Below are 25,707 nucleotides of genomic sequence, written 5' to 3'. Positions count from 1 at the left end.
ATGTCTGTGACGACGCGCCGCCTCCAGGATCTGACCGTCCACGACCACACCCTCGAGGTGCCGCTGGTGTGGGCCGACCCGGACGACGGGCGCACGATCGACGTGCACGCCGCGGTCGTGGCGCGCGAGGGCGGCGAGGATCTGCCGTACCTGGTGTTCCTGCAGGGTGGGCCGGGCCACGAGGCGCCGCGTCCGTTCCATGCTCCGGCCGCGCCGTCCTGGCTCGACGCGGCGCTCGAGCACCACCGGGTCGTGCTGCTCGATCAGCGCGGTACCGGCCTGTCCACGCCCGTCGGCGACGCCGACCTCGAGCGCGGCACCGAAGCGCTCGCCGAGCACATCACGCACCTGCGGGCCGACAGCATCGTGCGCGATGCCGAGGCGGTGCGCCAGGAGCTCGGCGCCGGCACGTGGAGCGTGCTGGGCCAGTCGTTCGGCGGGTTCACGGCGCTGTCGTATCTGTCGACGGATGCCTCGTCCCTTGAGCACGTGTACCTCACCGGCGGGCTGAGCGCGGTGGGGCGGCATCCCGACGACGTCTACGCCCTCACCTACGCGAAGCTGCGCGACGCGTCGGAGCGGTACTACCGCCGCTTTCCGGAGCATCGCGACGCGGTGCGGCGCCTCGTCGACCTGGCGGCAGAGGGGGCGCTCGTCCTGCCCGACGGCGAGGTCGTCTCGCCGTCGCGGCTCCGATCGATCGGGCATCTTCTCGGCTCGAACGACGGCTGGCAGACCCTGTGGGCACTGCTGGAGCTCCCGCCGCACTCCAACGCGTTCCGCTACGACCTCGCCGCCGCGATGCCGTACGACGCGCGCAACCCGCTGTACTTCGTGTTCCACGAGTCGAGCTACGCCGACGGACACGCCACCCGCTGGTCGGCCGAGCGCAGCGAGCCCGAGGACTTCCGTGCTGACCCGACGCTGCTCACCGGCGAGCACGTGCGTCGCGAATGGCTCGACACGGTGCCCGGGCTGCAGCCGTGGCGCGACGTGACCCTGGCGCTCGCCGACCACGAGTGGCCGCGGGTCTACGACGAGCAGGCGCTGCTGGCCTCGGGTGCGCACGGCGCGGCCGCCGTCTACGTCAACGATCTCTACGTGCCGTTCGAGTACTCGATGCAGACCGCCGCCCTCCTCCCCGGCGTCACGCCGTGGATCACGAGCGAGCACGAGCACAACGGCCTGCGGGCCGGAGACGTGCTGTCCCGGCTCATCGACATCGCCCACGGCCGCGCGGTGCGCTGATTCCGCGAGACCGAGGAGCAGCTCACGATTCCGGCGTGTGCGTCCACAACGCGGGCCGTCAGTCGGCCTCAGCCGTCCATCCGGGTGATGGGCGGAGGAGCATACGAGCCGTCGAGCACCGCGTCGCCCGGCATGTACATGCGCAGGATCGGCCGGAAGGCGCCCGCGGGCGCGGGCAGCCAGTTGGCGGCGGCCTGCGCATCCGATGGCCGCGTGCGAGCGATGCGGATGGTGAGACCGCCATCGCCATCGGTCATGGTCCCGGGCGTGCGATCGCCCACCGAGTAGCGGTCGATCTCGTTGTCGACGAGGTAGAACTCCGGCAGCGAGTACATCGTGACCGACCAGAACGCACCGACCGGCGGAGGTGGCGACAGCCGCAGTTCGTACTCGCGCTCGCCGGTGAGTGGCTGCCCGTCGGCATCCTGGAACGTCATGACGTAAGCGGCCTCATACCCGTGGTTGCCCCACAGCCCGGCCTTGGCGGCGACGGCGCGCGCGCCGATCCTCCGCTCCGGGTCGGCGATCTTCCAGGCCGCGTCGTCCTTCGCGCCCACCTCGAAGAAGTCGAGGTTGTAGTCGAACGCGTGGAGCGTCTGCGACCACGCGCCGGGCGTCGCCCCCGCGGCGGCACCGGCCATCGCCTGCGCGATGATGCCTTCGCCGCCGCGCGCGCCCGCGCGCAGGGCTTCCTGCTGATCTTCCGGCAGCCGGCTCACGGGCACGTCGCCGGTCAGGCCGAGCGGCGCGAACGACGCCTGCAGCGCCTCGTCGCGCGCCGCGGGCGGGAACGCCTGCGACCACAGGCGGTACTTCTCCCAGAAGTCGAGCACGTCCTCGCCCTGTGGCGCGGCGTCCGGGATGCCGGCGGCCACCGCGTCCGGGTTCACCGGTGTGAGGGTCGTGGCGTCCTGCAGGGCATGGACGGCCGGAAGGTCCTCGACGCCGGCGCAGGACCAACGGCCCACGATCGAGACGACGCGGGTCGGGGCGTGGATGACGGTCAGGCCGCCGGAATCCCCCTCCCATCCCGGCGCGACGATCAGGAACTCGCCCGCCGCGTCGCCGGTGCCGCGCGTGCCCACATATGCGAAGTTGTCGGTCCACGCGTCGACGAACTGCAGCACGTAGTAGCGGTCGGATGCCGGCACCGAGAGTCGCACCGGTCCGACGCCCAGATCCAGCGACGCCATCGAGTACACCGTGTCGTTGTTGATGGACACGAAGGTGTCGGCCGCCGAGGCGAGCGATCGCGCGTGAGAGAACGCGTTGAAAGCTGCCTGCGGATTCGCGCCGACCCCGGTGGTCGTATAGCGCACGACCTGCTCGAGGTCGAAGACGAGCGGGAAGCCGTAGAGATAGGCCCGTGCGGCGAGTGTGCTGAGGTCGGTCATCACGCCTCCTTCTGGATCTCGGGCAGCCGCCAGGTCTTGTCGAACCAGGACTCCAGCGGGCCGTACAGCCGGAACATCGGGAAGAAGGCCTTGCCGGGGATCGTGGGGATCCAGTTGGACTCCCTGCCCGCGGGCGCCGCGGGCCCGAACCACACCACGTGCGACCCGTCCTCCTCGGCATGCACCTCGCCCCCGAGGCTCGACAGCGCCGGGTAGGGCGTCGACTGCAGCAGCGAGCGCGTCTGGGTGTCGTACAGGTCCACCGACCAGAAGTTCTTGGCCGGCGCGTCGGCGGGGATGCGCAGCGAGTACGTCGAAGACCCCTCGAGCACGTGGCCGTCGGCGTCCTCTGCGGTGTACGCATAGGCCGATCCGGCGCCGACCTGCGCGTGCGCCATCGCCGGCGTGATCACCGTCGCGAAGTAGTGGAACTGCGTGCGGGCGTCGAGGTTACGGGCGCCGCCCTGCAGGAATTCGTAGCTGCCGCCGACGAACGCGTTCTTCCACGAGTTGCCCTCCCAGAAGAAGGCCTCGGGATCCCGCGGCCTGTAGACGAGGGCGCGGGCGATGGCCGCGCCGATGCGGGCGGCGTCGTCGAGGATGCCGCGCAGCCGGTCGTCCGGGGCGAACGGCGTGCCGTGCGCGATGCCGACGGCGGCCAGCGTGCCGGCGCGCTCGGGGTCGAGCGCCGAGACGGGCTCCTCGGCGACGAGCTGCGCGATCTCTTCGAAGAACGTGAAGTCGTTGGCGTGGACCGTGTTCTGCAGCACGTCGGCGATGTTCACGAAGGTGTTCTCACGTGGGGCGTCGGCCTCGGCCAGCGGATAGATGCGGGTCTGCTTCATCGCCGGCACGCCGCCGAGGGTGCGCAGCACGACCCAGTTCGCGTACGTCGGCGACTCGAACGTGTAGTACCCGTCGGGGCGCTCGCCGTCGTAGCCCGGCGGCAGGAACAGGTACTTGCCGCCCGCGCCACGGTCGGGACCGGGGATGCCCATGTCGGTGACGTAGCGGAACCAGAAGTCGTCTATCACGCACAGCGACTGCGGCGGCGCTTCGATGACCGTCGGGCCCCACGCCTTCAGGTCGAGGAACGTCGTGCCGTAGGTCGTCTCGGTGTTGGGCGTCAGGTAGAGGCCGCCCGAGTTCGCCCGCGGATCGGTGAACCCGATGATGTCGGGCGACGTCACGCCCGCCGTCCGCAGTCCGCGGCGCATCGCGACGAGTGAGGCACCCGGCACCGCGGTGAGGAACGCATCGATGCCGCGCAGCAGATCGAGCGCGTCATAGATCGACTGCACGGACTCCGCTCGCGGCACGCCGTCGAAGAACTCGAGGTCACCGAACGGCGTCTTCAGCAGGTCCGGTGTCGAGAGGTGGGTCACCTCCTCCGCGAGCTGCTCCTTCGTCAGTCCTGCACCCGGCGCTCCGTCGATGGCCATGCGTGTCCCTTCGTCCCCATGCGAATCCCGCCGCGCGTTCGCGCGCCGGACGTCTGCACGCAGTCTTTCAGGCGCGGGTCTGCGCCGCGGCGAGGCTGGCCGCGATGTGCGCCCGGGTCGCAGCCGCCGCGGCGGCGACCACGCGCAGCATGCCCGGGTACTCCGCGTGACCGGCGGGCAGCACCTCGAGTTCGAGCCGTGCGCCCGTGCCCGCGGCCTCCGCCTGCGCCACGGCGTTGGCGACCGCGAACTGTCCCGGCGCGGGCACGTTCGCGTCCCACAGGGCAGCCTCGACGCGGACGGGCACCCGGGCGAAGGTCGCGGCCGTCGACGCGTCGAACAGCCGCAGGACCTCGCGCGCTTCGGGGTGCGCCGCGACGTACCGCCGCAGGGGCTCGCCGCTGCCCGCGCACGGCACCTGGAGCCGGATGTCGTACTGGCCGAAGCTCGGCACGACGAGCGTCGCACCGGCGACGCGGTCGTCCCACGGAAAGGCGAGCGCGCCGACCCCACCGCCGAAGCTCTCGCCGACGACATAGAGCGGCACGTCGCCCGCGAGCTCGACGAGCACGTCGCCGGCGGTCCACAGGTCGACGGCGCACCGGCCGATCGCGTACGTCTCGGCGTCGCCGATGCCGTGCAGCACGTGGCGCTCGGACGTCGCCGGCGCCCCGATCCCGACGTTGAGCGCTCCGAGCCCGCGCGCCACCGGAAAGATGACGGCCGCATCGGCGGGCACGCGTGAGAAGTCGGGGGCGTCGCGGCCGCCGTACCCATGACTGTGGACCACGCCGACCCGAGCGGGCCCGGTCGCCGGCATCCCGAGCCAGCCTCGCAGCCGCAGCCCGTCGACCGTCGAGAACGCGACCTCGGACACCTCGTGCGCCCCGCGCCGCCCGAGCGGTGTGACCGCGGGCGCCGCGGCGACGGCAGCTGCCTCGCGGCGCCAGCGCCGCCACGTGTCGGCGAAACCCGGCGGCGGGGGCACCGGCGCGACCGTTCGCAGCGCCTCGAGGTCGTACCCGTAGGTGCCGTCGATGGGTGCGCCCGGGAACCATTCGTCGTACGGCGGCGTGATCACGGCTTCCTCCCGTTCGGCGTGCTCGCCTTCGACTCTGGCATCCCGGCCGCCGCACGCGCATCCGCCGGTTCGCTCGCGCGCGTGCGATGACCGTCGCGCAGAGTCACAGTGCTGCGAGCAGTCCGGCGAGCGGCGGCGGCACTCGGTCGAGCGGCACCGCCTCGGCCAGCAGCCGGGCGTAACGGGCCTTGTTGCCGCTGCGGCCGCCGAAGAACCGGGCGAGCTGGGCCTCGGGCGGTCGACCGCGCTGGAACGGCTGCTGCTGCAGACTCCGGAACGACCCCAGCTCACCCTGCGCGGCGATCACCGCCTCGACGCCCGCGACCCCCAGCACGCGCACGAACTCACCCTCCAGGTCGGGGTCGCACACGAACACCGTGTCGAGCACGCGCTCGAAGTCGGCGCGCTCGCCGACGTCGACCAGGCCGATGAGCCGCTCACCGGCCGAGGCCAGGGCCGCGCGGCGCGCACCCTTCGACCCGCCGACGACACGGACGGCCGGCATCCCGATCCCCATCCGGGCGGCGAGGGTCTCGAGGGCGACACGGTCGCTCTCGCCCTCGACCAGCACGACCACGGGCCTCACAGGGACATTGTTCCCTTGACCCTCACACTGTGTCATCGTCGAGCGTGGTCCTCACCATGTACACCATCGGACAGTTCGCCGCCCTCGGACGCGTCAGCGTGCGGATGCTGCGGCACTACGACGCGATCGGCCTGCTCGTGCCCGCCGACGTCGACGAGCGCACCGGCTACCGCCGCTACTCGCCGCAGCAGCTGTCGCCGCTGCTGCGGATCGCGCAGCTGCGCGACCTCGGCTGCCCGCTCGACGACGCCCTCGACGTGCTGCGCGCCGACGACGAGACGGCTGCGCTGCGGCGCGTGCTGGAACGCCGCCGGGCCGATCTCGTCGCGAGCGTCGCCGCCGACACCGCACGCCTGGCGCGCCTGGACGAACAGCTCCGGCACCTCGAAGGAGAAACAGAGATGACCACCATCGAATACCGCCGCATCGAACCCGTGACGGTCTACGCCGCCTCGGCGGTGGCGGCCGGGAGCGAGAACGTGCCCGCCGCCGTCGACGAAGTGCTTCCGGGACTGCACGACGCGCTCGAGTCCACGGGTGTCGCCTACCGTGAGCCCGGCATCTTCTGGTACGAGCCGATCGCCGACACCGACGACCTGCGGGTGTGGGTCTCGTGGATCGCCGACGGCGATCCCGTCCAGAACGCCGCCTGGCAGGTGGTGGAGCTGCCGGCCGTCGAACGTGCCGCCGTCACCACGTACCGCGGTGAGATGAGCGGCATCGGGGCGGCGTGGGGTTCATTCATGCAGGCTGTCGTCGCCGACGGGGCCGAATTCGCCGGCCCCTGCCGCGAGGTGTACCTCGAAGCGGAGGGACCGCAGTCGACCTGGGTCACGGAGCTGCAGCAGCCCGTCGTCTGAAGCGGACACGACGATGCCCGGGGGACCTCGCTGAACCCCGGGCACCGTCGCGGCAGATCACCGATCGTCGGTGAGCGCGTCCTTCACGTCGTCGCCGGCCTTCTTGACCTTGGCGCTGGCCTGGTCGGCCACGCCCTCAGCCTGCAGACGCTCGTTGTCGGTCGCGTCTCCGACCGCCTCCTTCGTCTTGCCCTTCATGTCTTCCATGTTGTGCTTGATGTCGTCTCCCAGACCCATGATGGATCTCCCTTCGTGTGGCGGATTCGATCCAGCGATCCAGCGGCGGGCGGGTGGCCCGACGCGATTCGCGTGAACACGACGTTAGGCACGATGCCGCAAAGCATCAGGAGGGTTGTCAGGGCTTACCGGTTGTGTTAGCGGAGGTTCAGCGGGCGGCCAGAGCCTCGACGAGACGCGCGGCGGTCGCGACGCTCGACTGCGGATTCTGCCCGCTGACCAGGGTGCCGTCGCGCACGACCTCCACCGACCACGGCGCCGCCGGCGCGATGACGGCGCCCAGTTCGGCCAGGCGCGACGCCACGAGGTACGGCGCACCTGCGCCCAGCCCGCCCTCGCGCTCCTCGTCGTCCGTGAACACCGCGAGCCGCCGGCCCACGAACGCGAACGACCCGTCCGCGCGCACCGCGCTGAGCAGGCCTGCCGGCCCGTGGCACAGCACGCCGACCACGGCGTCGCGGTCCGCGGCGTCCACGAGCAGCCGACCGAGGTCGGGGTCGACGGCGAGATCGACCATGGGGCCGTGGCCGCCCGGCAGCACGATCGCGTCGTACTCCCCCTCGCGGACCTCGGCGAGTGCGCGGGGGCGCGCGAGCAGGCCGTCGATCCCGGCGAGGTAGGCGCGCAGCGCGTCGGCGGACTCCCCGGTGAGGCTGCCCGGGTCGACGGGCGGCCGCACGCCGCCCGGTGTGGCGATGGTCACGTCGTGGCCGGCCGCGACCAGCCCGCGGTGCAGTTCGACGAGCTCCTCCGCCCAGAATCCGGTCGGGTGCGACGTGCCGTCGGCCAGTCCGATCGCGTCGGCGCCGGTGACCGCCATGAGTACGTGTGCCATGTCTCCTCCTGTTCCACGGCTCGCGCGAGCCGCTGATCGGAGGAACGAGGCATCCATCGCGTTCATTTCGTAGGCTGTCATCCAGTCATAGATTTCTTGATGGGTGGATGCCGCATGCAAGAGCTCGACCTGCTTCACACGTTCCTCGAGGTGCACCGTGCCGGCTCGATCACGGCCGCCGCCGCCCGGCTGGGTGTCAGCCAGCCCGCGGTCAGCGAGCGGATCGCGCGCCTGGAGTCCGAGCTCGGCGTGGCGCTGCTCGTCCGGTCGGCGCGGGGCGTGACGCCCACCGAGGCGGGCGACGCGCTCGCCGCCCGCGTGTCCGAGCCGGTCGACCGGCTGCGGGACGTCTGGGCGGCCCCGGTGGCGGTGCCCGCAGAGCCCGTCCGCATCGGCGGCGCGAGCGACGTCACGGCGGCGCGGATCATTCCGGCTCTCGCGCCCCTCGCGCAGGCGGATGTGCGGATCGTGTTCACCCTCGGCCTCGCGCACGACCTGCTGCGGCTGCTGGTCGCGGGCGAACTCGACGTCGTCGTGTCGTCGGTGCGGGCGCCGATGCGCGGCATCCGCTACCGCGGACTCGTCGACGAGGAGTTCGTGCTGGTCGGCGCGCCGGCCGCCGCGCGCTCGATCGATCCGGTGAGGTTCGCGGCGGACCCCGCCGCCGCGCTCCAGCACCTGTCGCTCGTCGCCTACGACGCGGACCTGTCGATCGTGCGGAGGTACTGGCGCAGCCGGTTCGGGCACCGCCCGTCCAATCCCGTCTCGATGGTCGTGCCCGACCTGCGGGGCGTGCTGGCGGCCGTCGTCGCCGGCGCGGGCATCTCGGCGCTGCCCCGCTATCTGGCGCAGCCGGCCGTCGACGCCGGTGCCGTCGTCGTGCTCCACCGGCCCGAAGAGGCGACGATCAACACGCTGCACCTGGCGATCCGGACAGGCGAGCCGCCTTCGTCCGGCGCCGCCCGCGTCATCGATGCGCTCGTCGACCGGGCGCGGGAGTGGGACGTCTTCTGACTCCACGTGGTGCGTGATGTCGGGGACGGGCGGGCGGGAGCAGAATGGCGGCATGGATGTCGTCGCACCGATCCTGCGCACCGAGATGCCCCATCCGAGCTACATCATGTCGGCGGAGGGCTACCAGATCGCGACCTACTCGTGGGGTGAGCCGGATGCCGACACCGTGCTGGCGGTGCACGGCTTCGCGTCCAGCTGCCGCGACAACTGGGTCGAGACCGGCTGGGTGCGCGCCCTCACCGGCGCCGGCTACCGCGTGATCGGGGTCGACCAGCGCGGCCACGGCCTGAGCGACAAGCCGCACGACGCCGAGGCCTACTCGATGGCCGCGTTCGTGGCCGATCTGATCGTCGTGCTCGACACGTACCTCGTCGACGATGTGCGCTACCTCGGCTACTCGCTCGGGGCGCGCGTGGGCTGGCAGCTCGCGGTCGACGCACCGGAGCACGTCGGGCGCGCGGTTCTCGGCGGCATCCCGGACGGACGTCCGCTGGGCAGGCTGCGCATCGAACAGGCCCGTGCGTACGCCGAGCAGGGCACCCCCGTCGAGGATCCCGTGACGCAGAACTACGTGCGCCTCGCCGAGCGCGTGCATGACAACGACCTGCGTGCGCTCATCGGGCTCGCCGAGGGCATGCGGTTCGGCGACGCCGATCCCGACCCCGAGCGCCCGCCGGTGCAGCCGGTGCTGTTCGCCACCGGATCGGAGGACGCCATCCTGGAGCGGTCGCGTGCGCTGGCCGCGACCGCCCCGAACGGCACCTTCCTCGAGATCCCCGGGCGGCACCACTTCAATGCGCCGGGGTCGCGCGCGTTCCGGGACGCGGCTCTGGAGTTCTTCGCCTGAGTCGCTTCCTCGAGGCCGGCCCTCAGGAGGCGGCGGTCTTCACCAGATCGCGGAACTTGGCCTCGATGTCGGCGTTCCAGGCGAGGACGGCGTAGCTGACGGGCCACACGTCGCCGTCGTCGAGGTGCGCAGGGTCGTCGAAGCTGATCGTGCCGTACCGGGTCTTGAACTTGCTGGCCGGCTGGTAGAACACCACGACCTTGCCGTCGGCGTTGGCGAAGGCGACGAAGCCGTAGAACGTCCGCGGCATGAGCTCCGGCGCCACGTCGAGCACGATCTCGCGGAACTCCTCGGCGATCTGCTTGTCGAGGCCATCGAGCTTGTCGATCGCCTCCTGGATCTGCTTCAGCCCCGCCTCGCGGTTCTTGCCCGCCTTCGCCTGCTCGCGCAGCTCCTTCGCGCGCTGCTTGACGGCCTCGCGCTCGATCTCGGACAGGGTCTCGGATGCCTTCTCGGCCATGATCCACTCCTTCACGCTCGGGGCGCTGTGCGCCTGATGTCCCTCACGCTACGGGCCGCGGGATCGGCTCGCTTCTCCATTCCTGCCCGATCGCCTAGCGTGATCTGCAGCCCGTCACCGTCGACCGAGGAGCCGCCATGCCTGCGACGCCGCCCGACCACATGCACGCGATCTCGTCCGACACCGAGCGCGCCGTCGACGACGTGCTGGACTACGCCCGTCGGCGCGCCCTCTACCAGGACGTGCCGCTCGACAAGCCGATGACCCCGCGCGACCTGGAGCGACTGGCCTCCGGCTCGATCACCGCCGGCGGCATCGGCGCGCGCCGCGCCATCGCCCTCTTCGAGAACGTCCTGGCACCGGCGTGCATCTCGACCGACCACCCGGGCTACCTGTCGTTCATCCCCTCGGCGCCCAGCAAGGCGTCGCTCGCGTTTGACGTCGTCGTGTCGGCATCCGCTGTCTACGGAGGATCGTGGATGGAGGGCGCCGGCGCCGTGTTCGCCGAGAACGAGGTGCTGCACTGGCTCGCGCGGGAGTTCGGGATGCCGGCGGCCGCGGGCGGCGTGTTCGTCCAGGGCGGCACGATCGGCAACCTGTCGGCGCTCGTGACCGCCCGCGACGCCGCGCGCCGCCGGGCGGCGTCCGACGGACGGCAGGCGCCCGCGCGCTGGATCGTGGTGTGCAGCGCCGAGGCGCATTCGTCGATCGCGTCGGCCGCGGCCGTCATGGACGTCGACGTCGCGACGGCCGAGGTGGATGCCGACGGGCGACTGCGCGGCGAGGCTGTCGCCCGTGTGCTCGACGAGCACGGCGCCGCCGTGTTCGCGGTCGTGGCGACGGCGGGCACCACGAACTTCGGCATCGTCGACGACATCGCGGGCATCGCCGAGGCCGCCCGGGAGCGGAACGTGTGGTTCCACGTCGACGGCGCTTACGGGCTCGCGGCCATGCTGGTGCCCGAGCTGCGCCCGGCGTTCGACGGGGTGGGCCTCGCCGACTCGCTCATCGTCGACCCGCACAAGTGGCTGTTCGCGCCGTTCGACGCGTGCGCCCTGCTGTACCGCGACCCCGAGCTGGCGCTCGGCGCCCACACGCAGAAGGCCGAGTACCTCGACACCCTCACCGGCAAGCCGGACTGGAATCCGTCCGACCTCGCCATCCAGCTCACCCGTCGGGCCCGCGGTCTGCCGCTGTGGTTCTCGCTCGCGACGCACGGCACCGATCAGTACCGCGCCTCGATCGCGCACGGCGTGGAGCTCGCCCGCCGCATCGCCGACGAGATCGAGGCCCGCGACGGGCTGTCGCTCGTGCGGGACCCGCAGCTGTCGGTCGTGGTGTTCCGCCGGGACGGCTGGAGCCTCGCCGACTACGAGGCATGGTCGGCGAAGCTGCTCGACGACCAGCAGGGCTTCGTCGTGCCGAGCTCGCACCGCGGCGAACCGGTGCTGCGGTTCGCGATCATCTCGCCGCTCACGACCTTCGAGCTGCTGACCGGGATCCTCGACACGCTGGAGTGACCGTCCCCACGCCCCCTCCAGTCGCCGCTGGCGCGTCGGCTGGAGCCTCCGGGCGCGTGGGCCCAGCCGGCGGCCCGGCACCCGGGAGGCTCGGAGGTCGCGCACACGTAGACTGGAGGCATCCGCTTCCCAGTTCTGGGAACCCGCCGCTCGCAGGATCACCGTGACCACAGCCGAATCCCGCACGTTCGACGTGCGCCATGTGCAGCTCGCCCGTGCCGCGTTCGCGGCCATCGCGGCGCTCATGATCACGTTCTCGTCGGATCACTCCGCGGCAGTCGGCGCCGCCGTGTTCAGCGGCTTCGCGATCGCGACGGCGTTCGTGCACCTGCTCGCGGTGTGGCTGGTCTATCCGGCGGGGCGGCGCTGGCCGTCGCTCGCCCTCGGCATCGTCACGATCGTGGCGGGCATGGCGAGCGGGCTGTTCCCGCTGCGCACCGTCACCGGCTACTTCGTCATCGTGATCGCGTGGGCCCTCGCCAGCGGCATCCTCGAGCTCGTCGCCGGCTGGCGCGGCCTCTCGACGCGCACTGCGCGACGCGAGATCGTCCCCGGCGTCGCCGACGCGCGCCCGATCGTTCCCGCCGGACCCCGCACCGAGAGCCGTGACGCGGTCGTCGTCGGCGCCGTCACCATCGTGCTCGGGCTCGCGCTGCTGTTCGTGCAGCCCGCGTACGCGCTCACCTATCGCCTGGACGAGGCGGGTGTCACCGGGACGCTCACCGGCATCATCATCGGCGTCGGACTGTTCGGCGGCTACGCCGCGATCGTCGCCGTCTACCTCGGCATCGCGGGCTTCTCGCCGCGCGTCGCCGCGCCTGCGCCCACGAGCGCCCCGCAGGCAGACCGGAAGGACTCCCTGTGAGCCACGAAAGCCCCACCCGCCGCGACCTCCTCAAGCCCCTGCAGCTGCTGGGCATGGCTTTCGGCGCCGCGCTGTTCGCCGGCGTCGTGACCCTCGTCTCGATGGGGTTCTTCCAGCAGCGGTCGCCCGACCAGGCGTCGCACGCCGTGATCACCGCGCTCGTCATCGCCGGTGTGAGCTTCATCGCCGTGCTGCTGATCGTGTCACTGCTGCTGCTGGCGGTCGACCCGGCGCAGATCACCAAGCAGATCGACAAGCCCGTGCTGCTTCCGGACGAGCCCGCCGCGGGCGAGAAGGCCGCGACGGAGGAGAAGCCGGGCGACGCGGCATCCCCCGACACGAAGGCCTGACCGACACCGGATCCGCTCCCGCAAGGCCGGGCCGCTCCGGCCCGCACCGACACGCACGGCGTTGCCGAGAACGGCGGGTTGCGCAGAGCCCGTTGTCGTCTGCACATTCGTGGCGAGTCGCCGCGAATGACCAGTGTGGTGCGCGGGTCTTGGCGACTCGCCGGATCGGCGCACCGCACTGCACCGCAACCGCGACCGGCCGCGGCAGACGGAACGCCCGACCGCGGCCGCCGTGCGGGGTCAGCCCAGTTCGTCGACCAGCTTCGAGGCGAGTCCGTCGTACGTCGCGGGCGTGAGGGCCAGCAGGCGCTCCTTGGCGTCGTCGCCGATGTCGAGGCCGCGCACGAACTCGGCGAGCTCGGCGGCGCCGACCCGGCGGCCGCGCGTGAGGTCCTTCAGCAGGGCGTAGGGGTCGCTGATCTGCGAGCGGCCCGCGGCGATCTCGGCGCGCACGACGGTCTGGATGGCCTCGGCGAGCACCTCCCAGTTGCCGTCGAGGTCGTCGCGCAGCACGCTCTCGGCCAGCGAGATCTCGCCGAGGCCGCGCTGCAGGTTGTCGAGCGCGAGCAGCGAGTGCCCGAACGCGACGCCGATGTTGCGCTGCGTGGTCGAGTCCGTCAGGTCGCGCTGGAGCCTCGAGGTCACGAGCGTCTGTGACAGCGTCGCGAACAGGCCGCCGGCGATCTCGAGGTTGGCCTCGGCGTTCTCGAACCGGATCGGGTTGATCTTGTGCGGCATCGTCGACGAGCCCGTGGCGCCCGCCACCGGGATCTGCGTGAAGTACCCGATCGAGATGTAGGTCCAGATGTCGGTCGCGAGGTTGTGGAGGATGCCGCCCGCGTGCCGCGCGCGGTCGTACAGCTCGACCTGCCAGTCGTGCGACTCGATCTGCGTCGTGAGGATGTTGAAGTCGAGCCCCAGCCCCTCGATGAACTCTCGCGAGACCGCCGGCCAGTCGACGTCCGGGGCGGCCGACAGATGTGCCGACCACGTGCCCGTGGCGCCCGAGAACTTCGCGAGGTACTCGCCTCTCTCGATCTGGTCGGCGACGCGGTTCAGGCGCCACGCGAAGACGGCGAGCTCCTTGCCCATCGTCGAGGGGGTGGCCGGCTGACCGTGTGTGCGCGACAGCATGGCGGCGTCGCGGTGCTTCACGGCCAGGGCCGACAGCGTCGCGGTCACCTCACGGAGCTTCGGCAGCCACACGCGCTCGACGGCGCGGCGCACCGTCAGCGCGTACGAGGTCGAGTTGATGTCCTCGCTGGTGCACGCGAAGTGGGTGAGCTCGGCGACGGCGTCGAGTCCGAGCGCCGAGAGCCGGTCGCGCACGAGGTACTCGACGGCCTTGACGTCGTGACGGGTCACCGCCTCTTTGTCGGCCAGCCAGTCGATCTCGGCCTGCCCGAACTCGCGGTACAGGGCGCGCAGCTTCGCCTTGTCGTCGTCGGACAGCGGCGACGTGCCGAACAGCGAGCGGTCGGTGAGCGCGATCAGCCACTCGACCTCGACCTCGACGCGTGCGCGGTTCAGACCCGCCTCGGAGAGGAACTCGCCGAGCTGGCCGACGGTCGCGCGGTAGCGCCCGTCGAGGGGGCTGAGGGGCTGCGGAGGAAGAGAGGTCACGGTGGCTCCCGTCGATGTCGTCGAAGACGTCGCGGCACCCCCGGTCAGGACACCGGGCGGATCGCGGGTTCGAGTTGCCGGAAGAGCGACCGGCTCGCGCTTTCGATCATACCGAGCACCTCGTCGAACATCCCGGGCCCCGCATAGTACGGATCGGGGACGTCCAGGGTGTGCGACGACGGATCGAACGACATCAGCAGTGCGATCTTGTCGGCGTCGGCCTCGTTGCGCGCCCAGCCGCGGAGGATCCGCTCGTGGCTGCGGTCGAGAGCGACCACCAGGTCGCTGCGGGCGAAGTCGGAGTGCGTGAACTGCCGCGCGCGGTGGTGCGATCCGTCGTAGCCGGCGCGCGCGAGGGCGTCGATGGTGCGCTGGTCGGCGCGCTCGCCGACGTGCCAGTCGCCGGTCCCGGCACTCGTCGACGCGACGCGCGGACCCAGGCCGGCGGCATCCGCGAATCCCCGGAAGACCACATCGGCCATCGGCGAACGACAGATGTTGCCGGTGCACACGAACACGACACGGAAGGGTGCCACGTCGCCGGCGGTCATGGCCTCCATTCTGGACCGAGACGACACCGAACGTTAAGGGTTCGTGTCCCTGAGGTCTTCCGGTGAGGGATGCCTCGGACATAGCTTGTCTCGTGGCGGGGAGGCGACCGGCTTGCCCGTGAACTCCCAGCGCGGTCCACCGACCGCCCGATCTCATGTGGAGGTCCTGTGTCCCATTCGCCCCGCAGACTCGTCGCCGCGCTCGCGGCGCTGACGCTCGGCGCCGCCGGCGCCGTCGCCGTGGTCGCACCCGCGGCCGCGGCATCCGGCGATCTGCTCATCAGCGAGTACGTCGAAGGCTCCGGCTTCAACAAGGCCGTCGAGGTCTACAACCCGTCGACGTCGACGGTGGATCTCGCCGCGGCGGGCTACTCGCTGCGCGTGTATTTCAACGGCGCCACCGCGTTCACCAGCATCGCCCTGACGGGCATGGTGGCCGCAGGCGACGTGTTCGTCCTCACCCAGGCCACCAGCGGGTCGAACGTCGTCTCGGCAGACCTCCTGGCCCGAGCCGATCAGTCGACGACCGTCAGCCTCTTCAACGGCGACGATGCGGTCGCCCTGGTCAAGGGCAGCACGGTGGTCGACGTCTTCGGGCAGATCGGGGTCGACCCGGGCACGGCGTGGGGAACCGGTGACACCAGCACGGTCAACCACACGCTGCGCCGCCAGCCCTCGGTCGCCGTCGGCGACGCCGACGGGTCCAACGCCTTCGATCCGTCGCTCGAGTGGGCCGGGTTCGCGCAGGACACGTTCGACGGGCTCGGATTCCCCGGCCTCGGAACCGGCCCGGGCACCGACCCCGATCCCGACCCCGTAGCCGACTGCGCGGCCACGCCGGTGACCATCGGGTCCGTGCAGGGATCGGGTGCGGCCACGCCCGTCGCGGGCCGGGACGTGCTCATCGAGGGCGTCGTCGTGGGCGACTTCCAGCAGGGCGGCTTCGCCGGCTTCTACGTGCAGGATGCCGGCGACGGCGATCCCGCCACGTCCGACGGCATCTTCGTCTACGCGCCGGACGGCCCCGACGTCCAGGTCGGCCAGTCGGTGAGCGTCGCGGGAGCGGCCAAGGAGTTCAGCGGTCTCACCGAGGTGGAGGCGGCGGACGTCGAGATCTGCGCCAGCGGTGTGACGCTTCCCGAGCCGACGCCGTTCACGCTCCCGGCATCCGACGCCCAGCGCGAAGCGCTCGAGGGCATGTACGTGACGCTCCCGCAGCAGCTGACCATCGGCGAGACGTTCGAGTTCGGCCGCTTCGGCACGGTCACTCTCACCGACGGACGCCAGGACACGCCGACCGCCGTGGTGGAGCCGGGGGCCGACGCGAACGCGCTCGCGGCCGCGAACATCGCGGGGAGCATCATCCTCGATGACGGCCGCAGCACCCAGAACCCCGACCCGGCGATCCACCCGGACGGGCAGGTGTTCACGCTCGACCACACCTTCCGCACCGGCGACCTCGTGCAGAACGCGACCGGCATCCTCGACTACCGCTTCGGCTGGAACGTGCAGCCCACGCAGGGCGCGGACTTCACGGTCGCCAACGCGCGGCCCGAGGTGCCCGAGGTCGGCGGCGACGTGAGGATCTCGAGCTTCAACGTGCTGAACTACTTCGAGACGATCGACCCGACGCCCGAGAACTCGGACGACGACAGCTACACCCGCGGCGCCGACTCGGACGAGGAGTTCCAGCGCCAGCAGGACAAGATCGTCTCTGCGCTCGCCGCGATCGACGCCGACGTCTTCGGGCTGCTCGAGATCGAGAACAACGGGCACGCCGTCCAGACGCTGGCCGACGCGCTCAACGCGAAGGTCGGCGCAGGCACCTACGTGCCCGTCACGACCGGCGTCATCGGCTCCGACGCCATCGCGACCGCGCTCATCTACAAGCCGTCGGCGGTGACGCCGGTGGGCGGCTTCCAGCTCATGACGAGCGCCGTGGACCCGACCTGGCTCGACAACCGCAACCGCCCGGGGCTCACCCAGCGGTTCGCGTCGACCGAGACCGGCGAGGAGTTCGTGGTGTCGGTGAACCACCTGAAGTCGAAGGGCTCGGCGTGCAGCGAGAGCCCCGACCTCAAGGACGGTCAGGGCAACTGCAGCGCGACCCGCACCGCGGCCGCGAAGGCGCTCACGACGTGGCTGAACGAGACGGTGGCCCCCGACGGGCGCGCCATCGTGATCGGCGACCTCAACTCGTACGACCACGAGGACTCGATCGACGCGTTCGTGAACGGCGGCTTCACCGATCTCGAGAAGCAGTTCGGCGGTGAGCACGCGTACTCGTACGTGTTCGACGGCCAGTCGGGGTACCTCGACTATGCGCTCGCGCAGCCCGCGCTCGCCGCGGATGTGACGGGCGCCGAGGCGTGGCACATCAACGCCGACGAGCCGAGCCTGATCGACTACGACATGTCGTTCAAGGCCGACGCGCAGGACGCCCTGTGGGCACCCGACCCCTACCGCTCGAGCGACCACGACCCGGTGATCGTCGGCCTCCGGCTGACGCCGCCGGATGTGACGCCGCCGACGATCGAGGTGACCGCCGACCGGTCGGTCATCATGCCGCCGAACAAGAAGGCCACGACGGTGAACTTCTCGGTGGATGCCGCCGACGAGAGCGCCGGTGACGTCCAGGTCGCGCTCACCGACGTCGAGGTGACGGGCGGCGGCTCGTGGACGCAGACCGGCGACCGCACGGTCGAGGTCACGGCCGTGAACGGCGCGGTCTACCGCTTCACGTGGACGGCGACGGACGCGGCGGGCAACACCGCGACCGACACGGTCACGGTCGTGGTGGGCAAGAAGGGCCAGATGGCCGTGTGATCCCGCGGCCGGGGCGATCGCTCCGGCCGCCGCGACGGAGGCGTCGCACCCCGGTGGGGTGCGGCGCCTCCTCCACATGTGCGCGCGGGCGCGGTCCGTCCCCAGATGGCCGGATGCGCAGGCCGCGCCGGCCCCGCACGGACGACGATGAAGCGGTGACACCCTACGCGGCCGGGGACCCGGCATCCCTTCAGCTGGCCATCGTGACGCGCGAGCTCTCACACCTCGTCGAGCGGCTCGAGGATGCCGCGGTCCTCGCCCGCCGCCTGTCGGGCGAGACCGCCTGGCACGCGAAGGCGGCCACGGCGTTCCACGAGCGCGCCGACGAGTGGGCGGTGGTCGTCGCGGCGCTGCCGGGGCTCGCCGAGGCGGCCTGCCGGGCGGCCGCGCACGCGCGTGACCGGGCCGCGTTCGTCGAGTCGGCGCGTGCAGTGTCGCTGCAGGTCGCCGGGAGCCGGCCATGACCGCGGGCGGGGCCGACGGGCCCGGGGCGCCGCCCGAGGGCCCCGCGTCGACGGTCGACGGGTGGCGCGACCCCGCGAACGCCTGGCGCGACCCGGCGACCGCCTGGCAGGGCGACGGCGCCCCGCCACGGAGCTCGGGACCCGAAGGACTCGTCTCGCTCATCAGCGACAACTGGCCGCGAGCCGACGCCGGCCTGCAGATCACCGGCGGCGGGGCGATCGCGGTCGACACCGACACGCTGCGCACGACCGCGACCGCCTTCACCATGGCCGAGGCCGAGCTGAGCGCGATCGACCTGCGCCTGGGCGCGCTGCAGAACATGCTGCTGGGGACGTGGCACGACACGGGCGAGGTGGTGGCGGCCGCCTCTGCGCTCGGCACGCGTCTGCGTGAGACGCAGGCCGAGGCCACGGGGATCGCCGAAGCGCTGCGGGAGGCGGCGGCGGTGTACGAGGTCGTCGAGCTCGACACGGCGCTGCGAGCCGCCGTGGCCGCGGGCGACGCCGATGCCGTCGCGCGGCTGGACGCCCGCCGCACCGACCTGCTCTCGCGGTACCCCGAAGCGGGCGGACGTGCCGTGCTGGCCGCCTTCGACCGCGGCATCATGTGGCCGGGCGAGCTCGTGCGCCAGGGCACGCAGTGGGGCGTCGGCGTCGGAGGAACCTTCAGCGAGCCCGGCGCGGTGTGGGGCGGACTCGTCGTCGGACTCGGGGCCGTCGGTGGCACCGCGCTGGTCGGCATCGCCGGGACCGGGCTCGTGAGCCGGGATGCGCGCCTCACGGGGACGGCGGGACCGGTGACCGTGACGGCGGTGGCGCCGGAGGGCATGAGCGGCACCCGGTCGGGCGTCGCGCCCGGTGCCGCCGCCGCAGGTGGGGCCGGCCAGGCAGCGCCGACCTCCTGGCGACCGCCCGCTGCCGTCGCGCCGCGGAGTCTTGCGGCGGCGGCATCCCGGATCCCCGGCGACGGCGCAGCCCGTGTGCGCGTCGAGAAGTACACGATGGCCGACGGCTCGACGCAGTTCGCGCTGTACATCGCAGGGATGCAGTCAAGCGATGTGGCCGGCGGTGACGACCCGTGGGACAACGAGTCGAACCTGCAGCTGTACTCCGGGCAGATGTCGGACTCGTATGTCGCCACCCAGGCCGCGCTCGCCGCCGCGGGCGCTGAGGCGGGTGATGCGGTCCACGTGGTGGCGTTCTCGCAGGGCGCGATGATCGGCTCGCATCTGGCCGTCGAGGGCGGGTACGACGTCCAGACGCTGGTCTCGCTCGGGTCGCCGGTCGAGGCCGATGTGGGCGCGGGCACACTGAGCGTCGCGATCCGCCACACCGACGACCCCGTCGCGGGGCTGGCCGGCGGCGGGGCGATGGACGGCGTGGGCGCCCCTGGCAGCTTCGTGGCCGAGCGGGTCTACGACCCCGCCACCGCCGCCGAGGATGCCACGCTGCCCGCGCACCGTCTGACCGCGTACGCCGAGACGGCGGCGCTCGTCGACGCGTCGGGCGACCCGCGGGTCGCGGGGGTGCAGGCGGTGTTCGACGACCTCGGCCGGGCGGCGTCGGTCGAGGTCAGCGAGTACGCCGCGGTCCGCGGCGGGGGCTGAGTCAGTCCTTCTTGGGGCGCAGGATGATGCCGAAGATCCAGTTGATGAGCGAGATGATGATCGCCGCGACGACGCCCCACCAGAAGTCCTCGACGCGCAGGCCCCAGTTCCACCAGTGCGTCAGCCACGCAGTGAACCACAGCAGGAACGCGTTGATGAGGAGGCCGATCAGCCCGAGCGTGAGGATGTAGATCGGGAAGGCGAGCACCTTGATGACAGTGCCGATGATCGTGTTCACCAGCGCGAAGATGAGCGCGACGACGAGGAGCGTCAGCACCAGCTGGAGCGTGCCGCCCGGAGGAAACGGCACGACGGTGACCTGGAGCGCCGGGATCAGAGTGACCACCCAGATCGCGAACGCGTTGACGACGATGCGGATGAGGAAGCCCATAGTCCGGCCAGTCTTCCACGGCGCGGCGCGCGCGGCGAGAGCAACCCCCGTGATGCCGTCGATCCAGCTTCGGACGGTCGCGGCGTCCCGGGCGTCGCAGCTCGACCCTCTCGACGATGCCGATGGTTCGTAGACTGGGCGGCGTGACCGACGCGCCTGACTTCCCCGTTCGCGTGCGCCCCGAGGTCGCCGCGCTTCCCCCGTACAAGCAGGGCAAGCAGGCCGGCGCCGAGGCGTTCAAGCTCTCCAGCAACGAGAACCCGTTCGACCCGCTGCCGGGGGTCCTCGGACGCGTGCAGGCCGCGACGGCGCTGAACCGCTACCCCGACGCGACCGCCGCGCGGCTGCGCGAGCGGCTCGGCGAGCGGTACGGCGTGGGTGCCGACGGCGTGCACATCGGCGCGGGGAGCGTGTCGATCCTCGCGCAGCTGGTGCAGGCGACCGCCGGGCCGGGCGACGAGGTCATGTACGCGTGGCGCTCGTTCGAGGCCTACCCGTGGCTGGCGGTGGTGGCCGGGGCGAACGCCGTGCAGGTGCCCCTCGCCGCGGGCGCGCGGCACGACCTCGACGCGATGGCCGCCGCCGTCACCGACCGCACCCGCGCGATCATCGTGTGCAGCCCCAACAACCCCACCGGCCCGATCGTCACGCAGGCCGAGTTCGACGCCTTCATCGCCGAGGTGCCCTCCGACATCCTGGTGATCCTCGACGAGGCATACGCCGAGTTCGTGACCGACCCCGACGCGGTGCACGGCGAGACGGTGCTCGCGAGCGGTGCCCACCCCAACGTCGTCGTGCTGCGCACCTTCTCGAAGGCGTACGGCCTGGCGGGGCTGCGCGTCGGCTATGCCGTCGGCCACCCCCGCATCCTCGACGCCGCGCGCAGCACCGCGATCCCGCTGTCGGTCACGGCGTTCGGCGAAGAGGCGGCGCTGGCGAGCCTCGAGGTCGAAGAGGAGCTGCTCGAGCGCGTCGGCGTCATCGCCGACCGTCGCGACCGCCTCGCCGCCGCGCTGCGCGAAGCCGGCTGGGACGTGCCGGTGGCGCAGGGCAACTTCGTGTGGCTCCCCGCCGGCGACGAGACGCTCGCCATCGCGGGGGCGTTCGAAGAGGCGGGACTGATCGTCCGTCCGTTCGCCGGTGACGGCATCCGGATCTCCGTCGGCGAAGAGGAGTCTGTCGATAAGGTCCTACGGATCGCGGCATCCGTTGTGAAGGACCTCCCAGAAGGCCACGCGGGGCGCGGGCTAGCGTAGAACGGTGACCCCGCCTGAAGACTCGGTGCTGACCGACGCCACGGCAACGGGCGCCGGTGCTGCTGACACCGACGCCCCCGTCGTCCGCTTCCTCGAAGCGGACGGGACCTTCGCGCCCACCCCCGCCGCCGAGCCGTACCGCGATGCCGTCGACGGACTCGCCGACGCCGATCTCGAGACGTTCTACCGCGACATGGCGGTCATCCGCGCGTTCGACGTGCAGGCGACCAATCTGCAGCGGCAGGGACAGCTCGCGCTGTGGCCCCCGAGCTACGGGCAGGAGGCGGCCCAGGTCGGCTCTGCCCGTGCCGCCCGCCCGCAGGACCACATCTTCCCCTCGTACCGCGAACACGTCGTGACGAAGATCCGCGGCGTCGACCCGATCGACATCATCCGGGTCATGCGCGGTCTGACGCACGGCGGCTGGGATCCGACCGACCCGAAGAACGGCAACACGCACATCTACACCCTCGTGCTCGGTTCGCAGACGCTGCACGCCACGGGCTACGGCATGGGACTCGTGTTCGACGGACGATGCGGCACCGGCGACCCCGAGCGCGACGAGGCCGTCGTCGTCTACTACGGCGACGGCGCCTCGAGCCAGGGCGATGTGCACGAGGCGATGGTGTTCGCGGCCAGCTATCGCACACCCGAGGTGTTCTTCCTGCAGAACAACCAGTGGGCGATCTCGGTGCCGGTCGCGACGCAGTCGCGCTCGCCGCTGTACAAGCGCGGCGAGGGCTACGGCATGCCGAGCATCCGCATCGACGGCAACGACGTGCTGGCCAGCTGGGCCGTCACGCGCGCCGCGCTCGACGAGGCTCGCGCGGGCGAGGGCCCGCGCGCCATCGAGGCGATGACGTACCGCCTGGGCGCGCACACGACGAGCGACGATCCCACGAAGTACCGCACCTCCGACGAGGAGGAGTCGTGGCGCCGCCGTGACCCGATCGCCCGCATGGAGGCGTTCCTGCGCGGCCGCGGTGCGTCCGACGCGTTCTTCGCGGATGTGGATGCCGAGGCCCAGGCTCTCGCGTCCGACATCCGCGAGCGCACGAACGCGCTGGACGGCCTCGAGGCCGACACGATGTTCGCGCACGCGTACTCCGAGGAGCACCCGCTGATCGAGCAGCAGCGTCAGTGGCTCGCCGCGTACGAGGCATCCTTCGAGGGAGGCCACGCATGACGGGCATCGAGACCCTCCCGCTCAGCCGGGCGATCAACGCGGGGCTGCGCGACGCCCTGGCCGGCAGCGATCGCGTGCTGCTGATGGGCGAGGACATCGGCCGCCTCGGCGGTGTGTTCCGCGTCACCGAAGGGCTGCAGGCCGAGTTCGGCGACCGGCGCGTCCTCGACACGCCGCTGGCGGAGTCGGGGCTCGTGGGCACCGCGATCGGCCTGGCCATGGCGGGCTTCCGTCCGGTGGTCGAGATCCAGTTCGACGGCTTCGTGTTCCCCGCCTTCGACCAGATCACGACGCAGCTGGCCAAACTCACCAACCGGCACGAGGGCGCGCTGCAGATGCCCGTCGTGATCCGCATCCCCTACGGCGGGCACATCGGCGCCGTCGAGCACCACCAGGAGAGCCCCGAGGCGTACTTCACGCACACCCCCGGGCTGCGGGTCGTCAGTCCGTCGACGCCGAACGACGGCTACTGGATGATCCAGGACGCCATCGCCTCGCCCGACCCGGTGATCTTCCTCGAGCCCAAGGCGAAGTACTGGATGAAGGGCGAGGTCGACACGAGCGCCCGCGCCCTGCCGCTGCACGCGTCGCGGGTCGTCCGCCGCGGCACCGACGTCACCCTCGTCGGCCACGGCGCCATGGTGACGACGATGCTGCAGGCCGCCGCGCTCGCCGAGGCGGAGGGCACCAGCATCGAGGTCGTCGACCTGCGTTCGCTGTCGCCCATCGACTACGGCCCGATCCTGGAGTCGGTGCGCCGCACCGGCCGGATGGTCTACGCGCAGGAGGCCCAGGGCTTCACCTCGCTGGGGTCCGAGGTCGCCGCGACCGTCATGGAGCAGGCGTTCTACGCGCTGGAGGCCCCGGTGCTGCGCGTGTCGGGCTTCGACGTGCCCTTCCCCCCGGCCAAGCTCGAAGGCGTCTACCTGCCCGACGCCGACCGCATCCTCGAGGCCGTCGACCGGTCCCTCGCCTACTGATCGGAGCTCGCATGAGCACGCAGACATTCGTCCTCCCCGACGTCGGTGAAGGACTCACCGAGGCCGAGATCGTCCAGTGGCGCGTCGCGCCGGGCGACGCCGTGGCCGTCAACGACGTGCTGGTCGAGATCGAGACTGCGAAGTCGCTCGTCGAGCTGCCGTCGCCGTTCGCGGGCACGGTCGGCGAGCTGCTCGCCGCCGAGGGCGACACCGTCGACGTGGGCGCCCCGATCATCACGATCGCCTCCGGTGCGGTGGTGGATGCCTCGTCCCCGGCGACCGTCGGCCAGTCCGAGCACGGCGCACCGGCCGAGCCCGCCGACGCCGGCGAAGGCGCGGTGCTGGTGGGATACGGAACCGGCGGGCACGTCCAGTCGCGTCGTCGCAAGCCGGCGGCGCCGGCCGAGGAGCGGGTGGCGGCATCCGTCGGGGTCGTCGCCAAGCCTCCGATCCGCAAGCTCGCGCGCGACCTCGGGGTCGAGCTCGCCGCCGTCACCCCCAGCGGGCCGGCCGGCGAAGTGACGCGCGACGACGTCGTCAAGCACGCGTCGCAGGCGAGCGTGTTCCGCAACATCGAGACGCCCGAGTGGGGCGACGTGCGCGAAGAGACGATCCCCGCGCCGGCACGCGTGGCCCCCGTGGTCGCGCCGTCCGCGCCCGCGCCCGATGCCGCGGGCCGCGAAGAGACCATCGCCGTCAAGGGCGTGCGCAAGGCCACCTCGTCGGCCATGGTGCAGTCGGCGTACTCGGCGCCCCACGTGTCGGTGTGGACCGACGTCGACGCCACGCGCACGATGGAACTCGTCAAGCGGCTGAAGGCCTCGCCGGACTTCGCCGACATCCGCGTCTCTCCGCTGCTGATCATGGCGCGCGCCGTGATCTGGGCGGCCCGTCGCACGCCGATGGTGAACGCGGCGTGGGTCGACGCCGAGGGCGGCGCCGAGATCCGCGTGCGCCGTTACGTGAACCTCGGCATCGCGGCGGCCACGCCCCGCGGGCTGCTGGTGCCGAACATCAAGGACGCGCAGGACCTGTCGATGCGCGAGCTCGCCCGGGCGCTCGAGAAGCTCACGCTGACGGCGCGCGAGGGCAGGACCAGCCCCGCCGACCAGCAGGGCGGCACCATCACGATCACGAACATCGGCGTGTTCGGGATGGACGCCGGCACGCCGATCATCAACCCCGGCGAGTCGGGCATCGTCGCGCTCGGAACGATCCGGCAGAAGCCGTGGGTCGTCGACGGGGAGGTGCGTCCGCGGTTCGTGACCACGGTCGCGGGCTCGTTCGACCACCGCGTGATCGACGGCGACGGCATGTCGCGGTTCATCGCCGACGTCGCGTCGATCCTCGAAGAGCCCGCGCTGCTGCTGGACTGACACCCGCTCAGCGCGCGGTCGGGGCTTCGTCCGCCTCGGCCGTGCGGCGGGTGGCGCGAAGAAGGGATGCCGGCGCCACCGTGCGCGGACGCCGCAGGACGAGCAGCAGGGCGATGGCGAACAAGCCGCCGAGACTGCCCGCCATGATGTCGCCCATCGTGTCGACGAGGCTGTCCAGCTGGGCCTTCGTGCCGAGGATGTGGTCGCTCGCGAACTCGCAGATCTCCCATGCCGCGGCGAAGGCCATCGGCGTCAGCTGGATGACGAGCAGCCCGAACCAGGTCGGCAGCGCGACCTCGAGCTGCTCCTCGACGCGCCGCAGCCACAGCATGCCGAGCCAGGCGAGTAGGACGCCCGAGTCGAAGTGGATGAGGGTGTCCCAGTCCGCGATCACCCAGTACACGTGCAGCGCGCTGCCCAGGAAGGGCCCCGCGACGAGGAAGATCAGATAGTGCAGCTGCAGCGCCCGCGGGAGTGTCGTGCGGAACAGCAGCTCCGCCGCCGCCGGCGCCCACATCGACAGTGCGAGCAGCACCGTCAGCAGCACCTCGACCTGCAGGCCTGCCGCCGCGAGCACGACCGCCAGCACGATCGAGCCCACCTGGAACGGCAGCGCCAGGAGCAGGGATCCGCGGACGGCCTTCAGACGCACGGCCCGACCCTAGCAGTCGGGGTCTGACCGATTTGAGAATGATTCTCAATAGCTTT

Annotated in this window: 25 protein-coding genes; 14 read left to right on the top strand and 11 right to left on the bottom strand. The window is 71.7% G+C overall.

The genetic code is table 11. The features are described from left to right. Nucleotides 1–1,248 (top strand): alpha/beta fold hydrolase, encoded by a 1,248-nt coding sequence (locus FB391_RS16770; protein WP_141896235.1) that lies wholly within the window; start codon nt 1–3, stop codon nt 1,246–1,248. Between the two features lie 68 nt (nt 1,249–1,316). On the opposite strand, the gene FB391_RS16765 is transcribed toward FB391_RS16770, so the two are convergent. The 4 genes from FB391_RS16765 to FB391_RS16750 form a co-directional block, all read right to left on the bottom strand. After that, on the bottom strand, nt 1,317–2,642 hold the full coding sequence (locus FB391_RS16765) for a DUF1254 domain-containing protein (protein WP_141896234.1): 1,326 nt from the start codon (nt 2,640–2,642) through the stop codon (nt 1,317–1,319). Then, nucleotides 2,642–4,084, bottom strand: a complete 1,443-nt coding sequence (locus FB391_RS16760; RefSeq protein WP_141896233.1) for a DUF1254 domain-containing protein — start codon at nt 4,082–4,084, stop codon at nt 2,642–2,644. Before FB391_RS16760 ends, FB391_RS16765 begins: the two co-directional genes overlap by 1 nt. Nucleotides 4,085–4,151: 67 nt before the next feature. Further along, nucleotides 4,152–5,165 (bottom strand): acetylxylan esterase, encoded by a 1,014-nt coding sequence (locus tag FB391_RS16755; protein WP_141896232.1) that lies wholly within the window; start codon nt 5,163–5,165, stop codon nt 4,152–4,154. Nucleotides 5,166–5,268: 103 nt separating this feature from the next. Further along, nucleotides 5,269–5,751, bottom strand: a complete 483-nt coding sequence (locus tag FB391_RS16750) for an ATP-dependent endonuclease (RefSeq protein WP_246093580.1) — start codon at nt 5,749–5,751, stop codon at nt 5,269–5,271. A 29-nt stretch (nt 5,752–5,780) separates the two neighbouring features. On the opposite strand from FB391_RS16750, the gene FB391_RS16745 reads away from it, so the two are divergent. After that, nucleotides 5,781–6,611, top strand: coding sequence for a MerR family transcriptional regulator (locus FB391_RS16745; RefSeq protein ID WP_246093579.1), 831 nt, complete (start codon nt 5,781–5,783; stop codon nt 6,609–6,611). Nucleotides 6,612–6,668: 57 nt separating this feature from the next. Here the strand turns inward: FB391_RS16745 and FB391_RS16740 are convergent, their stop codons facing one another. Both FB391_RS16740 and FB391_RS16735 read right to left on the bottom strand, forming a co-directional pair. After that, on the bottom strand, nt 6,669–6,848 hold the full coding sequence (locus FB391_RS16740; RefSeq protein WP_141896230.1) for a CsbD family protein: 180 nt from the start codon (nt 6,846–6,848) through the stop codon (nt 6,669–6,671). Between the two features lie 148 nt (nt 6,849–6,996). Then, nucleotides 6,997–7,683 carry a type 1 glutamine amidotransferase domain-containing protein gene (locus tag FB391_RS16735; protein WP_141896229.1) on the bottom strand — a complete coding sequence of 229 codons (687 nt, stop codon included), beginning with the start codon at nt 7,681–7,683 and terminating at the stop codon, nt 6,997–6,999. Between the two features lie 114 nt (nt 7,684–7,797). Here FB391_RS16735 and FB391_RS16730 point away from each other — a divergent pair, with 114 nt between their 5' ends. Beyond that, entirely contained in the window at nt 7,798–8,697 is a 900-nt protein-coding gene (locus FB391_RS16730) for a LysR family transcriptional regulator (RefSeq protein ID WP_141896228.1), read from the top strand. A 52-nt stretch (nt 8,698–8,749) separates the two neighbouring features. Then, complete coding sequence (locus FB391_RS16725) at nt 8,750–9,544, top strand: alpha/beta fold hydrolase (protein ID WP_141896227.1); 795 nt, start codon at nt 8,750–8,752, stop codon at nt 9,542–9,544. A gap of 22 nt (nt 9,545–9,566) precedes the next feature. On the opposite strand, the gene FB391_RS16720 is transcribed toward FB391_RS16725, so the two are convergent. Then, nucleotides 9,567–10,004 carry a hypothetical protein gene (locus FB391_RS16720; protein WP_141896226.1) on the bottom strand — a complete coding sequence of 146 codons (438 nt, stop codon included), beginning with the start codon at nt 10,002–10,004 and terminating at the stop codon, nt 9,567–9,569. 137 nt (nt 10,005–10,141) lie between these two features. Between FB391_RS16720 and FB391_RS16715 the strand changes: the two genes are divergently transcribed. The 3 genes from FB391_RS16715 (at nt 10,142) to FB391_RS16705 (ending at nt 12,739) form a co-directional block, all read left to right on the top strand. Further along, a complete protein-coding gene (locus FB391_RS16715; RefSeq protein ID WP_141896225.1) occupies nt 10,142–11,524 on the top strand; it encodes a pyridoxal phosphate-dependent decarboxylase family protein in 1,383 nt (460 codons plus the stop codon). Nucleotides 11,525–11,687: 163 nt separating this feature from the next. Further along, nucleotides 11,688–12,389, top strand: coding sequence for an acyl-CoA synthetase (locus FB391_RS16710; RefSeq protein ID WP_141896224.1), 702 nt, complete (start codon nt 11,688–11,690; stop codon nt 12,387–12,389). Beyond that, nucleotides 12,386–12,739, top strand: coding sequence for an amino acid transporter (locus FB391_RS16705; RefSeq protein WP_141896223.1), 354 nt, complete (start codon nt 12,386–12,388; stop codon nt 12,737–12,739). The genes FB391_RS16710 and FB391_RS16705 overlap by 4 nt, the downstream gene beginning before the upstream one ends. A 240-nt stretch (nt 12,740–12,979) precedes the next feature. Here the strand turns inward: FB391_RS16705 and purB are convergent, their stop codons facing one another. Both purB and FB391_RS16695 read right to left on the bottom strand, forming a co-directional pair. Further along, nucleotides 12,980–14,362 (bottom strand): adenylosuccinate lyase, encoded by a 1,383-nt coding sequence (gene purB / locus FB391_RS16700; RefSeq protein ID WP_141896222.1) that lies wholly within the window; start codon nt 14,360–14,362, stop codon nt 12,980–12,982. A gap of 44 nt (nt 14,363–14,406) precedes the next feature. Continuing rightward, the gene (locus FB391_RS16695; protein WP_141896221.1) at nt 14,407–14,913 is read right to left on the bottom strand and encodes a low molecular weight protein-tyrosine-phosphatase; all 507 of its coding nucleotides are present in this window, start codon (nt 14,911–14,913) and stop codon (nt 14,407–14,409) included. Nucleotides 14,914–15,081: 168 nt separating this feature from the next. Between FB391_RS16695 and FB391_RS16690 the strand changes: the two genes are divergently transcribed. The 3 genes from FB391_RS16690 to FB391_RS16680 all read left to right on the top strand — a co-directional run bounded on the left by FB391_RS16690 (nt 15,082) and on the right by FB391_RS16680 (nt 19,810). Beyond that, nucleotides 15,082–17,739 (top strand): ExeM/NucH family extracellular endonuclease, encoded by a 2,658-nt coding sequence (locus tag FB391_RS16690; protein WP_141896220.1) that lies wholly within the window; start codon nt 15,082–15,084, stop codon nt 17,737–17,739. A 155-nt stretch (nt 17,740–17,894) separates the two neighbouring features. Continuing rightward, complete coding sequence (locus tag FB391_RS16685) at nt 17,895–18,203, top strand: hypothetical protein (RefSeq protein ID WP_141896219.1); 309 nt, start codon at nt 17,895–17,897, stop codon at nt 18,201–18,203. Next, nucleotides 18,200–19,810, top strand: coding sequence for a hypothetical protein (locus FB391_RS16680; RefSeq protein ID WP_141896218.1), 1,611 nt, complete (start codon nt 18,200–18,202; stop codon nt 19,808–19,810). Before FB391_RS16685 ends, FB391_RS16680 begins: the two co-directional genes overlap by 4 nt. Before the next feature lies 1 nt (nt 19,811). Here FB391_RS16680 and FB391_RS16675 read toward each other — a convergent pair whose 3' ends face one another. Continuing rightward, a complete protein-coding gene (locus FB391_RS16675) occupies nt 19,812–20,201 on the bottom strand; it encodes a phage holin family protein (protein ID WP_141896217.1) in 390 nt (129 codons plus the stop codon). Nucleotides 20,202–20,323: 122 nt separating this feature from the next. Between FB391_RS16675 and FB391_RS16670 the strand changes: the two genes are divergently transcribed. From FB391_RS16670 to FB391_RS16655, 4 genes are read left to right on the top strand one after another with little or no spacing between them, the layout of a single operon-like run. Beyond that, nucleotides 20,324–21,457, top strand: a complete 1,134-nt coding sequence (locus FB391_RS16670) for a histidinol-phosphate transaminase (protein ID WP_141896216.1) — start codon at nt 20,324–20,326, stop codon at nt 21,455–21,457. 28 nt (nt 21,458–21,485) lie between these two features. Beyond that, a complete protein-coding gene (locus FB391_RS16665) occupies nt 21,486–22,643 on the top strand; it encodes a thiamine pyrophosphate-dependent enzyme (protein ID WP_141896335.1) in 1,158 nt (385 codons plus the stop codon). After that, nucleotides 22,640–23,623: an alpha-ketoacid dehydrogenase subunit beta gene (locus FB391_RS16660; RefSeq protein ID WP_141896215.1), complete on the top strand. Its 984-nt coding sequence runs from the start codon at nt 22,640–22,642 to the stop codon at nt 23,621–23,623. Before FB391_RS16665 ends, FB391_RS16660 begins: the two co-directional genes overlap by 4 nt. A gap of 11 nt (nt 23,624–23,634) precedes the next feature. Beyond that, nucleotides 23,635–24,999, top strand: coding sequence for a dihydrolipoamide acetyltransferase family protein (locus tag FB391_RS16655; RefSeq protein ID WP_141896214.1), 1,365 nt, complete (start codon nt 23,635–23,637; stop codon nt 24,997–24,999). A gap of 7 nt (nt 25,000–25,006) precedes the next feature. On the opposite strand, the gene FB391_RS16650 is transcribed toward FB391_RS16655, so the two are convergent. After that, nucleotides 25,007–25,651, bottom strand: coding sequence for a DUF2238 domain-containing protein (locus tag FB391_RS16650; protein WP_141896213.1), 645 nt, complete (start codon nt 25,649–25,651; stop codon nt 25,007–25,009). Nucleotides 25,652–25,707: the final 56 nt, after the last annotated feature.

Origin of the sequence: Microbacterium kyungheense (assembly GCF_006783905.1) — a bacterium.
Taxonomy (GTDB): domain Bacteria; phylum Actinomycetota; class Actinomycetes; order Actinomycetales; family Microbacteriaceae; genus Microbacterium; species Microbacterium kyungheense.
This window is presented reverse-complemented; position numbering and strand designations above follow the sequence as displayed.

Excerpts from the sequence above, each read along its gene's own strand:
- FB391_RS16770 (WP_141896235.1), top strand. The coding sequence starts at position 1 with ATGTCTGTGACGACGCGCCGCCTCCAGGATCTGACCGTCCACGACCAC.
- FB391_RS16765 (WP_141896234.1), bottom strand. The coding sequence starts at position 2,642 with ATGACCGACCTCAGCACACTCGCCGCACGGGCCTATCTCTACGGCTTC.
- FB391_RS16760 (WP_141896233.1), bottom strand. The coding sequence starts at position 4,084 with ATGGCCATCGACGGAGCGCCGGGTGCAGGACTGACGAAGGAGCAGCTC.
- FB391_RS16740 (WP_141896230.1), bottom strand. The coding sequence starts at position 6,848 with ATGGGTCTGGGAGACGACATCAAGCACAACATGGAAGACATGAAGGGC.
- FB391_RS16735 (WP_141896229.1), bottom strand. The coding sequence starts at position 7,683 with ATGGCACACGTACTCATGGCGGTCACCGGCGCCGACGCGATCGGACTG.
- FB391_RS16730 (WP_141896228.1), top strand. The coding sequence starts at position 7,798 with ATGCAAGAGCTCGACCTGCTTCACACGTTCCTCGAGGTGCACCGTGCC.
- FB391_RS16725 (WP_141896227.1), top strand. The coding sequence starts at position 8,750 with ATGGATGTCGTCGCACCGATCCTGCGCACCGAGATGCCCCATCCGAGC.
- FB391_RS16720 (WP_141896226.1), bottom strand. The coding sequence starts at position 10,004 with ATGGCCGAGAAGGCATCCGAGACCCTGTCCGAGATCGAGCGCGAGGCC.
- FB391_RS16715 (WP_141896225.1), top strand. The coding sequence starts at position 10,142 with ATGCCTGCGACGCCGCCCGACCACATGCACGCGATCTCGTCCGACACC.
- FB391_RS16695 (WP_141896221.1), bottom strand. The coding sequence starts at position 14,913 with ATGACCGCCGGCGACGTGGCACCCTTCCGTGTCGTGTTCGTGTGCACC.
- FB391_RS16680 (WP_141896218.1), top strand. The coding sequence starts at position 18,200 with ATGACCGCGGGCGGGGCCGACGGGCCCGGGGCGCCGCCCGAGGGCCCC.
- FB391_RS16675 (WP_141896217.1), bottom strand. The coding sequence starts at position 20,201 with ATGGGCTTCCTCATCCGCATCGTCGTCAACGCGTTCGCGATCTGGGTG.
- FB391_RS16670 (WP_141896216.1), top strand. The coding sequence starts at position 20,324 with ATGGTTCGTAGACTGGGCGGCGTGACCGACGCGCCTGACTTCCCCGTT.
- FB391_RS16660 (WP_141896215.1), top strand. The coding sequence starts at position 22,640 with ATGACGGGCATCGAGACCCTCCCGCTCAGCCGGGCGATCAACGCGGGG.
- FB391_RS16655 (WP_141896214.1), top strand. The coding sequence starts at position 23,635 with ATGAGCACGCAGACATTCGTCCTCCCCGACGTCGGTGAAGGACTCACC.